Here is a 14,256-nt window from a genome sequence, read left to right on the forward strand (position 1 = left end):
AATGAAACCTGCGCAAACGAGAACTGATGCAATCCCAAAGATTTAGCGGTCCAGGCATCGCCCCGCGCGTCGTGCTGGCCCGAACGCGCGGGGCGATGCCCACGCGGTTAAACAATTTAGAAATCCTTCAAGGCGTTGGGCATCGCCCCGCGCGTCCGCGCATTTGCAACAATCGCTACCGATCGAACGTTGATTTGCTTCGCAGCAGATGGTGGTAATGCTGGGCGAAACGATGGGATTCGTCTCGCACGTATTGCAGCAACCGCAGGCTATACGAATGTTTACTTAGCTTGATTGATTCAGTTTCACCGGGGCGGAAAATCTCTTCCTCGCGTTTGGCCAGCGAAATCACCGTCGGCGGCGTGATGTCCTGATCCCGAAACGCGGCCATCGCCGAACTCAGTTGGCCTTTGCCGCCGTCGATCAACAAAATATCCGGGAACGATTCGCCTTCGTCCGACAAACGGCGAAACCGGCGAGACACCACTTCGTACATGCTGCGGAAATCATCGATTCCGTCAACGTCCTGAATCCTGAATCGGCGATAGCCCGGTTTGAACGGCAATCCGTCGATGAACTGCACCATCGATGCAACCGTTTCGCCGCCGCCCAGGTGAGCGATGTCCATTCCCTCGATCACTCGTGGTGTGTTTGGCAAATTCAGAACTCGCTGCAAACCGGTCAGGCCCTTTTTCGGGTCAACGTAAAAGACCTCCGGTTGTTCGTGCGTTTCCAGTTCGCCCCGTTCCTCCAACCGGTCCAGCATCTTGATCTCGTCTCGCAGCACACCGGCCCGTTCAAAATCAAGCGACTTGCTGGCCGACATCATCTCGTCAGTCATCTCTTTGATCAGCCGCTTCTTGCCGCCTTCCATGAAAGTCTGCAACCGACGAATGTCGCGGCGATAATCCTGTTTGCTGACGCGAAAATTACACGGAGCGGTGCATTGATTGATGCTGGCCAGCAAGCAGGGCCGAAACCATTGCCACTTTTCATCCGACTCGCTGATGTCCAACGTGCAGGTGCGAAATTTGAAAATCCGCTGCAGCACCGACATCGCACCACGCAGCGCACCCGCGCTGGGGAACGGTCCATACAGTTTGACGCCGCGCTGTTTGGGTTCCCGAGTCACCTCGACACGCGGAAACTCTTCGTGAGTCGTGATCATCAAATAAGGGAACGACTTATCGTCTTTGAGATCTTTGTTGTGCTTGGGCTGGATGTCTTTGACCAGCCGCGATTCCATCAACAGAGCATCGACTTCGCTTTCGCATTCTACAAAATCGATATCAGCGATTTCGCCGACCCAATTCGCAGTCCTAGAATCCTCGGCGGCGGCTTTTAAGAAATAGCTGCCGGCGCGGCTGCGTAAGTTTTTTGCTTTGCCGACATAGATCACGCGGGCGGCAGCGTCCTTCATCAAATAAACGCCCGGCACCTGCGGAAACGTCCTCACCTTCGCGGCGGCATGATCGAATCCCATTTCGCCGGATTCTGGCTCCCCGGATTCTGGCTCGTTGGATTCAAGCTCGCCGGATTCTGGCTCGTTGGTTTCCTCACTCACTCGCTACCCAAACTTTCATTCGACGTTTTTTTGAAAGATCACTTGCTCGATCGGCTCGTCGTCGCCAAAGCCCAACGGATCGGACTCGCTTTGGGCGATCTCAGAGTTTTCCGCCAAACTGTTTTCCGTCAAATTATCGGGCGCTGGCAAGACAGCATCCGCCTGAACGACTTGTTCACCCTTCGATGTCGATTTCGATGCCGCTTTTTCCTTTGTCTTCGATCCACCCGAGAACAATCCGCCTAGCATCGACCCGATTCCCTTGCTCAGACCCGATGCGGACGATGGTTTTGAGTCAGCGCTCGGTTTGGTTTTAGGTTTTGAATCCGCCAGTTTTGTTTCCACTGGTTGTGCGAACTTGATTTTACGCGAGATCAATTCGCCATCGCGGACGACGCCCATCGCCAACTGGTCGCCCCATGTTGATTTTCCGACGATTTGACGTAGCTGTTCACCGCCTTCCAGCAGTCTTGATTCAACCGACACGATTCGATCGCCCTCTTTCAATCCAGACGCATCGGCAATCGATCCAGGACGCACCTTGGTTACCACGGTTCCGCGAAGCTTCGAATTGTCTTGAATCAGCATCCCCAACTTGATGCTGTCTGAACTTGCCGCCGTTTCATCAGTCGCATCCGCTGGTGGTTTGGCGACGGTGACACGATCAGAATTTGAAGATTTATCGGGTGCTTTGTTTTCGGAAAACTTGCTGGCGATCAGCGGAACGTCGGTCACGTAAGAAGTCGATCCGCGAACAAATTGAACGCGAAGCGATTCACCAGGGCTGTGCTGTTTCAACACCGATGCAACATCTTCGGCACGGCGTGTCCGGGTTCGATCGACGGCGACAATCATGTCACCAACCCGTATTCCCGATTCATCGGCACGCGAGTCCTCACCGATCCGTGCAATGCGGACCCCGTTTTGCGGCTCAGAATACTGAAAGACTTCCAGCCCCATTGTTGCGGCTGGTGAATCAGACTTTTTGACTTCAGGTTGGTCAGTGTCCTCGGTTGATTCGTCACCAGACAAAATGGATTGCCCAAGATCACTATCGCCTGCCGATTGACCTGGTTCGGTCGATTCTTGCGAATTGGATTCCTGGTCACCTGCTTCATCAAGGTTGTCAGAAACCTTCTTCGGTTGTTCGGCCAAAGTCGGCATTCGTGATTGGCTGTTGATGGCCTCGGGAGCCGCGATTGCCGGTTGAGTTGGAAAACGCACGGGCCCGACGACGCGCGGAGTAGTCGAGTAGTTGGCTGCGGGAACACCGGCTTGCGGAACGCGGGATTGCGGAACACGGGACTGCGGAACACCGACTTGCGGAACACGGGGCGCAGGAACCGCTTGCCTTTCGTTCGTGCGAAAACGATTCTGCAAAGATTGTTGCTGCTGAATTCGCTGTTGCAATTGTTGCTGTTGCAATCGTTGTTGATAGGCCTGTTGGGCACGCTGTTGTTGCTGATATTGCGGAGCCTGGGCAGCGTTTTGCCTAGCTTGGCGAATTCGACGAAACAGTTGAGCGTCCGCGGGCGATGCCGTGACCACGACTGCACCGATGAAGGTTGCGATCATCAAAACGAACGATAAGCATGGACGATTCATGGTTAATGTCTTCGTTGCAACTGAGTTTTAGTAAGCCAGCCACGTGCTGACTTCGTTCCTTATGATAGGGTGGTCATCCAAGAAGAAAACCGTGGCAAAGTCGTCCGGCGGACTTTCCGCCACAAAGCAGGCTCCAATAACAGGTTCGCAATCGGGCAATGGAAATGAAGATCGAAGCCGGATCGCTGGCCGAACTGAACCAATGGATCCCGCACTGGCTAAGTTCCCTGTCGCTCGCTCGCGGCCAGATTGTGGTCGATCAAATTCACGGATTACTGAAAAGATCCGCTCGCTGCAGCGGTTTTCAAACACACTCATCCAACCGCACGATCGCCTCGCCATTGGTCTTTCTGATCGGGACAGATTCGAATGGACAACGGTCCGCCGTCTTGGCAGCCCACAGTTTTTCCGTTTCGCCGGTTCCGCCAAGCGGCCACTTGGGTGCCAATGCGACGGGAATCGGAGTGCTGGGCGACAGTGCGACGATTCTGCATGCCGGACCGTGGGGCGAATCGCTGTCAAAAGAATCGATTGCGACGAGTTCCATTGATCGGTTGCAAATTCCACAGCCGCTGGTGTTGGCGTTGGATCAGACACTAGCTCGCCAGGGGGCAAAATTCTTGCAATGGGCGACGGACGCCGGCACTGACACCAACGCTGGCCTATCACAAGTCTGCGAATCGTTTGGAATGCAGCCCCTGGCAACGCTGGAATACCTGTCGGTCGCCCTGGAAAAGCTGACGCTGGAAAACATCGATCGAACGGACCGCGAATCGGCGACGCAACCGATCCTGGAATTAGTGAATCTGGACGAGCAAGATTCGAACAGAAACAGTGCCGCTTTTGAAGCGTTGGTCGGTCGAACGTACAAGGACACGTTGGACTGCCCCGCACTGAGCCAATTTCGCACGGCTTCGCAAACACTCTGCTCTTATCGCGACGTCGATTCCTACGCCCCCAACCGTTGGTACTTTGTCGTTTCAAAAGCCGATCCCGCCGTCCCAATCGGCTGCGTCATCATGGCGACTCATGGCGGCGGCAACGGGGAAGATCAAACCAAGACGGACGCCGTACCGACCAGCGAATTGGTTTACATGGCGTTACTGCCCGAAAAACGTCGGCAAGGTTTGGGCAGGCCCTTGGTCAAGCTGGCTCTTTCCGAACCCGCAGTGCATTTTCGCTCGCAAATCAGCGGCGTTTCCCATTCGCCACAAATCGTTCTGGCCGTCGATCAACAAAACTCCCACGCCCGGCAACTCTATCACGATGCCGGACTTCGCCCGCTGCTTCAGGAACAGGTTTGGGGAAAATCGGTCGGTGACACCTTATCCACAACGACCTAAACTCGCTGCTCCAAAATTCCGACCAATCCACCGCACGACGCAGGTCTTTGCCCACCATCAAAATCGGGACTTTCGCGTCAACATTGACCGCCGCCAAACAACCTTCGACGAATCTTCACAGAATCTTTAAAGGTGCGTTTGACTTGAATGCTAGCAACCTTAGAATCTGCCTCCACACTCACCCCGATCAGGTAAAGATGTCGTCCGGCAAGAACGCCCGGCGAATGGATTGCGGAACGATCGACGGATGAGTGTTCTTTTTTGCTGGTTTCAGCAATGACTCTTTTTAATGCTCATTATCCATGATGGAGGTTGACGCTCACCGTATGTCCGCATCGCAAGGCTGCACCGACAACATGGATGTTGTTCAAACTTTCACGGAAGCATTAACAGGACGAATCGGTGTCGATCGATTTCGGATGTGGTTTGGACAGAACGTTTCGTTCTCGTTCCAAGCCGACGCCAATGCCGAGCAAAACGGTGCCGAGCAAAATGGTGCCGAACAGAATCTTGATTCAACCGTCGTGACTCGCGGCAAGTTGATCGTTGCGGTTCGTGGTCAGTTTGCGAAAGACCGCTTGGAGAAAAATTTCCTGTCGCAACTTCGCGGCGCAGCAATGCAAGCCTGCGGAACAGCCACCGATGTCGAAGTCTGTTTGGACCAACCGCAAGCCGAACAAGTAGACCTGCCAATCGAAGGACTCGAAGCAGCAAGTTCAGCGACGGCGTTAAAGAAAGTCGCAACCAAAACAGTCGCGCGACGATCAAACTTTGCCAACAACAATCGACGCGGCAAGACTGAATCAATTTCCAGTTTGGTTTCAGGAACAACCGCGCGTTCGGCCCAGGCGAAACAGAACCGCGATCGCAATTCGATGGCGTCGCGTCCCGCACCACGACGACCGCTGCCCGGACAACTTCCGCTGCCCGGTATCAGTGAAGGCAACGGCAACTCGAACAAACAAGAAACATCCGGCGGTGCCAAAAAATCGGCTCGCGATGCGATGACGATGCAGACCTTTGTCGCCGGACCAAGCAACAAGTTAGCATTCACCGCCGCAACGATGGTTTGCGAAACGCCCGGCGTCGCCAGCCCGTTGTTTATCTGCGGCCCCAGCGGCACCGGCAAAACTCATTTGCTCTGTTCGATCGCGCACATGCTTCGCCGTCGGCATCGAATGCGCCGCGTCGTTCATCTGTCAGCCGAACAATTCACCAACGACTTCATCGCCTCGGTTAGCAACAGCGGCATCACGTCGTTTCGATCTCGTTACCGCGACATCGACGCGTTGTTGATCGATGACATTCAATTTCTGGGCTCCAAAAAAGCAACCCTTCGCGAATTGCTTTACACAATCGAAACACTTTCGGCCGCCGGTCGTCCGCTGATCTTTAGTGGCCTACGTTCGCCCACGGAAATCCAAGGCCTGACCAGCGAACTGGCCGGACGGATGGCAGCCGGTTTGGTTTGCCCAGTCGGACCGCTCGACCAAGAAGCTCGCAAGGTTGTTTTGAGTCGCCTGTTAAAAGAGCGTTGTCCCGCGGCGGCCAGCGACGATTTGCTCGAACAGTTGTCGGCGGTTGTCGCCGGTGATGGCCGAGTGATCAGCGGGCTGGCGAACAGCGTCACGCTGCTAAGCCGGATGCACGGTCGCATTCCCACAATCGACGAAGTTCGAACGATCTCGGGCGATTTGTTGCGATCGTCCAAACCGGTGGCAACTTTATCGGTGATCGAATCAGCGGTCTGCGACGCGTTCCAATTGCCGCACGAGACACTGCGTGGTGCATCGCAAACCCGATCGACGACCGAACCGCGAATGTTGGCGATGTATTTGGCTCGTCAGATGACGTCATCGGCCTATGCTGAAATCGCCCGTCACTTTGGCGGCAAATCACACAGCACCGCGATCGCGGCCGAGAAAAACGTCAATCGCTGGTTGAGTGCTGGCAAATCCATCGGCCGCGGCCACGCCGCCATGTCCACTCGCGAAGCCCTCGATCGCGTTGAAAACCTGATTCGAAGTGCATCCTAGTTTGTCAATTTCGGCGACTCTCGCTACGTTTGATGTGAACAATCCACGGACCGGAATCAAGAGCCCCATCGCATGAGCAACGACGAATCAAACTTTTATCCTGACCGGAAAAAGAAGAAACCCACCTCCAGCGCCGCCGAAATCCTGCAGCGCGAACCGCCGTTTGACCTCGAAGCGGAAATGGGCGTCATCGGCAGCATCCTGCTGATGCCGATCGTGTGCGATGACATCGCCGACCTAAAAGCCGACGACTTTTACGATCCGGCTAACGAAACGATTTATCACACGCTGCGTGAAATGCATGATGGCGGTGAAAAAATTGACATCACGCTGTTGTTGTCAAAACTGCGAACCGCTGGCGTCTACGAAAAGATCGGTGGCGCACCGTACTTGGCAAAACTGTCCGGTGCCGTTCCCAATGCGGCCCACGCGATCTACTACAAAGACATCGTGCTTGAAAAAGCGGTGCTGCGTAAACTGATCGAATCCAGCACTGAAATTCTTCGCGAAGCCTACGACCAATCCAGTTCCGCCAAAGAGCTATGCGCTCAAGCGGAACAAAAAGTCTTCGCAATCATGGACGGTCGCAGCGGCCAATCCGTCCACAGCATCAGTGACGTGTTGCACGAAGCGATGGACCGCATGGAAGCCCGATTGCGAGGCGACCAACTTGACGGCGGTGCCGAAACCGGACTGCACGGACTCGACACGATTACTGGCGGCGGTTTTCGCAACGGCGAGCTGATCATTTTGGCCGCTCGACCAGCGATGGGGAAAACGGCGCTGGCGATGAACATCGCCGAACATTGTGCGTTCGTTCAAAAAGCACCGGTGCTGTTTGTGTCGTTGGAAATGTCAGGCATCGAATTGGCCGACCGAATGCTGTGTTCGCTCGCCCGAGTCAACGGCCACCGACTCCGCGAAGGAACAGTGTCATCCGAAGATCGTGACCGCTTGGTCAACAAAGCCAACGAAATTTCGCAGGGGCCGTTGTTCGTTGACGATTCCCCCGCACGAACGGTCAGCGAAATCGCCGCAGCCGCTCGCCGAATCAAACGCAAAGAAGACGGCCTGGGTTTGATCGTGATCGATTACCTTCAACTGATCGATCCCGATAACTCTCGTGATCCACGTCAGGAACAAGTCGCCAAGATCGCTCGTCGTTTGAAGGGCCTCGCGCGTGAATTGGAAGTCCCGCTGCTGTGCTTGTCGCAACTGAACCGCCAATCGGAAGAAGGCAAAGATCACCGCCCCAAACTGAGTCACCTGCGCGAATCAGGTGCGATCGAGCAGGATGCCGACGTTGTGATGTTTGTTCACCGCGAAGAGTATTACCATCGCGGCGATGAAAAAGCAGAGTTTGCTGGTCAAGCCGAAATCATCATCGCCAAACAACGTAGCGGTCCCGTCGGCGACGTCGAATTAACCTGGGAAGCAGAGTTCACCAAGTTCAGCGACCGAGCATCCGAACGACACAGCGAGTTCGACGACTACGCCGAATTCAGCAGCCCAGGTGGTTTCTAGCCCCAAATAAACAAGCCGGAATCGCAACACCTTGTCTATCTCGTGAGCCGCGACGCGTAAGCGGCCGGGCCCGGTCAAAATCGGTCGATGCGATCCTGTGAGCCGCAGGCGCGTAAGCGGCCGGGCCCAACGCCGTGAAGAGTTTTAAATCGTTTAACCGCGTGGGCATCGCCCCGCGCGTCCATGCGGGGCGAAACGCGCGGGGCGATGCCCACGCGGCTAAACAAAACGATGTTTTTTGCTGGATCAAATCTCTTCACGGCGTTCAGCCGGGCCCCTAACGCGCTGCCGCAGACGCGTGAGAGAACGTCCGGCTAAGGTCCAGATGATGCTGAAGGCTAGGCTCTGTGTTAGTCCCAAAGGGACGGAAGCCCTTTGCCGGGTGCGTCAGCACCCGGATCATGCCACCCCATATTTGTCTGAGTGAGGGTGGTTTGTTGCTTTGTTTCCGGGTGCTGACGCGCCCGGCAAAGCGCTATCACCGCTCCGCGGCTAAATAAAAAGCGGCTCACCAGAATCAGCTTGATGCAAAACCCGGATCATATTACGCCGCGCAAATTCCTGTTAGAATGACCGAATGAACAAAAGACTCACCCGAATCAGCAAGTACATGAGCTTCATCCTCTGTCACGAACCCAAATCGATTGGTTTGAAACTGGATACAGACGGCTGGGCGAACGTGGACGAGTTTGTCGAAAAAGCAAACGCGTCGGGAAAATCAGTCACGACCGAACAAGTGATGACGGTCGTTGCCGAAAACGACAAGCAACGCTTCGAACTCAGCGAAGACAAATCGAAAATCCGTGCTGTGCAGATTTCTCGCAAAGCAATCAGGCAACAAACCCGACAAGCCGCCGCCAAGCCCGCGACACCAAAACCAAAAAAACCCGCAGCGAAAACCATCTTCACGCGATCGAAAATCGTTCAGCGTACCGAGACCGATTGAACTTCATCGGTCAAGTAATCTCGCGTCACGTTCTCTCGCACTGACAATTCTCCTTCGCTGACATCCAGCAAGTTGATTCCATCAAACAGCCGGTCATCTGCATCATCAGCTTGCACGGAATCTGAAAGCCGGATCCCCGTCGCCGCCAACAACGTCGGCAACACATCGCTGTGAATGGTGGGTGCGTTGATCTTCCGCGTCGGAACCCCTGGCCCAACCAGAATCATCGGCGTCATGTTTTGTTGCGGTGAAATCTTGCTGCCATGTCCGATCGTTCCATCTTCCAAAAACGATTCGCCGTGGTCGCCCGTTACCAACACCACGCAGTCTTCCGCACTCGATAACAACAAACCGATCCAACGGTCCGCCGTCCGAGCTGAATTCTTGTAACGGTTCCAAACCTGATCCACTTGATCGCTTGAATACGGAATCAAGAACCCGTCCTTCGCCGCTGGTTCAAAAAACCGGTCTTCTGCATAACTGCGATACGGAGCGTGCGTGACATACAGATACAAAATCGCAAGTCGTGGCCCACGCGACTGATCCGGTTCCAGAAACTTCATCGCCGCCTGAATCGATTGACGATCGGATTCCAAGCGATTCTGCGGCGAGATAGAAAACTCATCAAACTGCTCAGCCGAAACAAATCCATCCATAAAAAACGTTCGCCAATCGTCATGGCCCGCAAAGAACCCCAACTCGTAGCCTGCAGATCGAAACAAGCGATACAACGGTGCCTGATACCGCAACGAAGTATCAAACCATGTCGCGTCCATTCCCGTCACGATGGAAAACATGCCATGGCTCGTCGCGTTCCCGCTCGAAAAGTGACCTTTGCACCACAAACCTTGCTCAGCCGCCCCGGCCAAGTTCGGCATCACCTCGGGTTCAACCAATTCGTACCGAAACGATTCCAGCACGACAATCAAAACATCAGGCGACTCTTGCGGAACGACTTGCGGTTGTAGGAATCCGATTCGTCGAATCCGTCTATCTCGTTCGTCTAAATTTGAAGTTGGATCAACCGCAACAGACTCGGTTTTAGTTACCGAATCTCGTCGATCTAAAACGCACGGCGAAAGCACAGCCAGCCACGCGGTGCCAAAAAGCAAATACAACCGCCCGCGATTCAACGGGCGACGCGACCACCTGCCCGCAGCCCAAGCAAGAACACTGCAAACCAAAACCCAGATCACAAACTCAGCCGCAAGCGTTTTCCAAAACCCGATCGGCGTTTCCGCAACGATCCCCGGCAACAAGGTTATCGCCGAAAACACTCGCGACGACAACAAATGTTCATCGATCACCCCGATCGCCAACCGATCTAGCATCAGCCAAAGCAACAGCGGCGCAACAAATTTCCAGACGTCAGTACGGGACATCAACCGCATCGCACAAAAAGGTCATCAACGATTTTGCCTTCTTGATGTGATCCACCAAAATCTTGATCGCATCAGGGCTCGTTAGATCCGACTGCTTCAGCGGTGCGACCGCAATGAAATCGATCCGGCGCAAATCTTCGATCATCGGATGATCTCTGGGATAATCCCTCGGCGACGTTTTCAGGCTCTCCCCCGACAATTCAAAAACGCTGCGAAACGCTCGATTGTCTCTCGCCCGAATCCAGCCCTTTGGATCATCCGCAATCGCCTGTCGAAACGCCGCCAACGTCTTGCGTTCCGGTCGCCAACCTCCCGCTCCGATGAAACATTCGTCAGCCGCCAAATGAATGTAAACGCCCGGTGCATGAATGTCGTTATCGGCTTGATGTCGAACCGAGATTCCGACATTGGTTTTGTAGGGCGTTTTGTCTTTGCTAAACCGTGTGTCACGGTAGATTCGCATCACGCTGCCGCCATGTCCCTTGGCAACAACCCCAAGCATCGGCGCGGCCTTCGCCAGCGGCTTTTCCAATTGACGAACAAGCTCGACGGCAGGCTCGCGAACATCAGCCTCATAACGAGGCTTATTCTCCGCGAACCAATCGCGATCGTTATTTCTCTTTAATTCACGTAGGAACTTAAACAACTTAGGCGTCAAAATCGAATCAGGCATGGCATCTCGGGCCGACGGACAGGTTGGAGTATGATAATCGAGCGGTCAAATGTTTTTGTCGCCAATTTTTTTGTCTAAACATCACGATCAGCTTACAGATTTGAACAAGACAAAAAAATTATTGTCAAAAAGAAGGGTGTGTAGGTGCATCCCATTTCTGTCAAACCATGGAGCGAAGAAGATCGAAATGATCGTGTTAAACCCGGAAGCAAGACGCTAAGTTCAATCCATGAAAAATACAATCTTAAACGACCATAACCTATTTCGCGTTGCTGCGGTCTCACCAACGATCTCGGTGGCAAATCCGTCGGCAAACGCAAAGTCATCGATCAGAGCAATCGATTCCGTCGATGCTGATCTGATCGTGTTGCCTGAACTCGGTTTGACGGGCTACACCTGCGGCGACCTGTTCGCGACCGATGCGTTGATGACGTCCACGTTGTTGGCACTTGGCGAATTGGTTTCGCATAGCGAGTCGCACGACAAAACAATCGTTGCTGGTTTGCCATTGCGGGTTTGCGGATCGCTGATGAACACCGCAGCAGTAATCTTCAATGGCAAAGTTCGTGCGGTCGTTCCTAAAACCTTCCTACCGACCTATCGCGAATTCTACGAAGGTCGCCATTTCGCAGCCGCTTCCAACGCCGATCCGTCTGAAATTAAGTTACTGAATGAAATTGTTCCCTTTGGAACCGATCTGATCGTTCAGCGAGGCGACGCCAAGATCGCGGTCGAAATTTGTGAAGATTTCTGGACGCCGATCCCGCCCAGCTCGCACGCAGCTTTGGCCGGTGCAAACGTGTTGGTCAATTTGTCGTCCAGTAACGAAACGATCGGCAAGGCGGGTTGGCGTCGGGATCTGGTTCGCAGTCAATCCGGTCGCTGCATTGCGGCCTACGTCTACTGCTCGTCCGGCCCCAGCGAATCGACGTCGGACTTGGTGTTTGGTGGTCATTGCCTGATCGCAGAAAACGGAGCCGTCCTGGGCGAATCGCGACGAGTCGGTGACGGAGAAACTCCATCGATCGCCGCGGGAATGACAAACGAAAGCACCAGCGCGGAAACATCCGTCGCTCGCGATATCGATTTGGGCCGTTTGATTCATGATCGACAAGTCGTAGGGTCGTTCGATGACGGACGTCACGCTTCGCCAAGTTTCCGGACGATCGATTTAGGTGGATTTGGCAATGACGGCCAGGGTCGCGAACCGCGTGGCGATTTACTCCGACGCATCGATGCGCATCCGTTCGTGCCAGACGAGAGCACCGAGCTTGAACTTCGCTGTGCCGAGATCTTCGACATCCAAACCGCTGGTCTCTGCAAACGCCTTTCGCGACTCGGGCCTACAACCAAACTTTCGATCGGCGTATCAGGCGGACTGGACAGCACGCTTGCACTGTTGGTTGCCATTCGAGCCTGCGACAGCATCGGCAAAGATCGCAAAGACATCGTTGGAATCACGATGCCAGGATTTGGCACCACGTCGATGACAAAGTCCAGCGCCGAAACGCTGATCGAAACCACGGGAATCACCCGAGAACTGATCGATATTCGACAATTATGCCTGGACACGTTTTTGTCACTGAATCATTCACCACTGGGAATCCCCGTCAGCGATTCCACCGATGTGGAATCGTTACAGGCCCAACTACAAAAGCTTCCCGATGACGCAAAAGATTTAACGTTCGAGAACGTCCAAGCTCGCGTGCGAACGATGTTGTTAATGAATCGCGGCTTTGTTTTGGGGACTGGCGACATGAGCGAGCAGGCGCTTGGTTGGTCCACCTACAATGCCGACCACATGTCGATGTACAACGTCAACACGTCGATCCCCAAAACGCTGGTCCGTTTCCTGGTCCGCTACGCCGCCGACCATTACTTCGACGGTGAATTACGATCCGTTTTGCACGACATCGCCAACACAACCATCTCACCCGAACTATTGCCCCCGCGCGAAGACGGCACGATTCGACAGAGTACCGAAGAATCCATCGGCGCTTACGAACTACACGATTTCTTCCTCTTCCACTTCGTACGAAACGGTTTCAGTCGCAACAAGATTCTGTACCTAGCATCACACGCAAAGTTCGACCAGGACTATTCCCCCAAGCACATCGCCGAAACCCTTGACATATTTGTGAAGCGATTCTTCTTCAGCCAATACAAACGCAACTGCGTCCCCGACGGCCCCAAGGTCGGTTCAGTCAGCCTTTCCCCACGCGGCGATTGGCGAATGCCCAGCGACGCCAACGCCGGTGACTTCCTGTAGTTGTTCGGTGCTTGAAGGAACGATGCTGTGCGCGAAAGAATGAACCACGGATGGCTTTCGCGGGAGCACGGATGTTTGGGGGTGATTGCACTTCCGGCATTCGTTAAAATCATTTTCTCATTCGCCATCCGCCAACCGACCGCGCAACATCCGTGGTCCCGCGAAAGCCATCCGTGGCGTGCTAATTACGCTCCGCGGAATAAAAAGGTGTCAGGTACCGTTTTGGCAACTTGGGAGGTTCTCGCATTACCTATTTTCACTTTTTGGTACCTGACACCTTTTTTGGTGCCCGATTCTTCAGAGGTCCGTCCGGGAATTGAACACGGTCTTCGTCCATACCACAGACGCGTGGTGCCGCAGCGATTGCCGGTCCCACCACTTGGCTTTTTTGGATCGAGCTACAGCGGAAACGACGGTTTTCTGCTTTCGGCTAAGGTCCAAAATGTTGAATTGGGTGAGTTGGGACAGAACCCCGGCGGTGGATTTGAGATCGTAGCTTGCATGCCGGTTTCGCGAAGTTGGCGAGGCTTTGAGTGTTTAGAAACCACAAGTACTCGGGTAGTTGCCGCGAAGAGCAATACGAATATCGTCAGTCAAGCAGTGAAGAGCCACTGGGCTAAGGCAAATCTGTCTCAAAGCTCTGTGCGGTTACTTCAGCCACCCCACAGTACCATCCCCATTTGGGTAGCAGTACAGCGAAATCAGGGAAGTTTTTTAACGAGCGGGATGCCAAAGCAAGGAAAATCGCTTGAACAATTCCCCCCCCCGGTGTTTAATGCTTGCGCATTCAAGGAATCCGAACCGCGGGTCGCCGACTCCTCGTCCATGCGATTAGATGCGATCGCCACTCGGATACACATAATTTCTTAGCCCTGCTTCAAAGATTGGCCGCCATGTCCCGTTCGAAGAAAAAC

The 14,256-nt window shown here is 54.1% G+C and carries 9 protein-coding genes; 5 read left to right on the forward strand and 4 right to left on the reverse strand.

What is annotated here, in order from left to right:
- Window positions 1–175 precede the first annotated feature (175 nt).
- Together RC85_RS09205 and RC85_RS09210 are read right to left on the reverse strand one after the other, a co-directional pair.
- Window positions 176–1,483 (reverse strand): excinuclease ABC subunit UvrC, encoded by a 1,308-nt coding sequence (locus RC85_RS09205; protein ID WP_200836819.1) that lies wholly within the window; start codon window positions 1,481–1,483, stop codon window positions 176–178.
- Window positions 1,484–1,579: 96 nt separating this feature from the next.
- On the reverse strand, window positions 1,580–3,169 hold the full coding sequence (locus RC85_RS09210) for a PDZ domain-containing protein (protein ID WP_068261538.1): 1,590 nt from the start codon (window positions 3,167–3,169) through the stop codon (window positions 1,580–1,582).
- A 158-nt stretch (window positions 3,170–3,327) separates the two neighbouring features.
- Here RC85_RS09210 and RC85_RS09215 point away from each other — a divergent pair, with 158 nt between their 5' ends.
- From RC85_RS09215 to RC85_RS09235, 4 genes are all read left to right on the forward strand, one after another.
- On the forward strand, window positions 3,328–4,512 hold the full coding sequence (locus RC85_RS09215; protein WP_068261541.1) for an N-acetyltransferase: 1,185 nt from the start codon (window positions 3,328–3,330) through the stop codon (window positions 4,510–4,512).
- A gap of 302 nt (window positions 4,513–4,814) precedes the next feature.
- Window positions 4,815–6,548 carry a DnaA/Hda family protein gene (locus RC85_RS09225; protein ID WP_084422505.1) on the forward strand — a complete coding sequence of 578 codons (1,734 nt, stop codon included), beginning with the start codon at window positions 4,815–4,817 and terminating at the stop codon, window positions 6,546–6,548.
- A 72-nt stretch (window positions 6,549–6,620) separates the two neighbouring features.
- On the forward strand, window positions 6,621–8,072 hold the full coding sequence (gene dnaB / locus RC85_RS09230; RefSeq protein WP_068261546.1) for a replicative DNA helicase: 1,452 nt from the start codon (window positions 6,621–6,623) through the stop codon (window positions 8,070–8,072).
- Between the two features lie 577 nt (window positions 8,073–8,649).
- Entirely contained in the window at window positions 8,650–9,018 is a 369-nt protein-coding gene (locus RC85_RS09235; RefSeq protein WP_068261547.1) for an RNA 2'-phosphotransferase, read from the forward strand.
- Here the strand turns inward: RC85_RS09235 and RC85_RS09240 are convergent.
- Together RC85_RS09240 and RC85_RS09245 are read right to left on the reverse strand one after the other, a co-directional pair.
- Window positions 8,997–10,400 carry a sulfatase-like hydrolase/transferase gene (locus RC85_RS09240; protein WP_160148047.1) on the reverse strand — a complete coding sequence of 468 codons (1,404 nt, stop codon included), beginning with the start codon at window positions 10,398–10,400 and terminating at the stop codon, window positions 8,997–8,999. The two genes, RC85_RS09235 and RC85_RS09240, sit on opposite strands and share 22 nt — an antisense overlap.
- The gene (locus RC85_RS09245; RefSeq protein WP_068261553.1) at window positions 10,387–11,073 is read right to left on the reverse strand and encodes a DUF2461 domain-containing protein; all 687 of its coding nucleotides are present in this window, start codon (window positions 11,071–11,073) and stop codon (window positions 10,387–10,389) included. The genes RC85_RS09240 and RC85_RS09245 overlap by 14 nt, the downstream gene beginning before the upstream one ends.
- Window positions 11,074–11,302: 229 nt before the next feature.
- Here RC85_RS09245 and RC85_RS09250 point away from each other — a divergent pair, with 229 nt between their 5' ends.
- A complete protein-coding gene (locus tag RC85_RS09250) occupies window positions 11,303–13,342 on the forward strand; it encodes an NAD(+) synthase (RefSeq protein WP_068261556.1) in 2,040 nt (679 codons plus the stop codon).
- The last annotated feature ends 914 nt before the right edge of the window (window positions 13,343–14,256 follow it).

It is taken from the genome of Rubripirellula obstinata (genome assembly GCF_001642955.1).
In the GTDB taxonomy this organism is placed as follows: domain Bacteria; phylum Planctomycetota; class Planctomycetia; order Pirellulales; family Pirellulaceae; genus Rubripirellula; species Rubripirellula obstinata.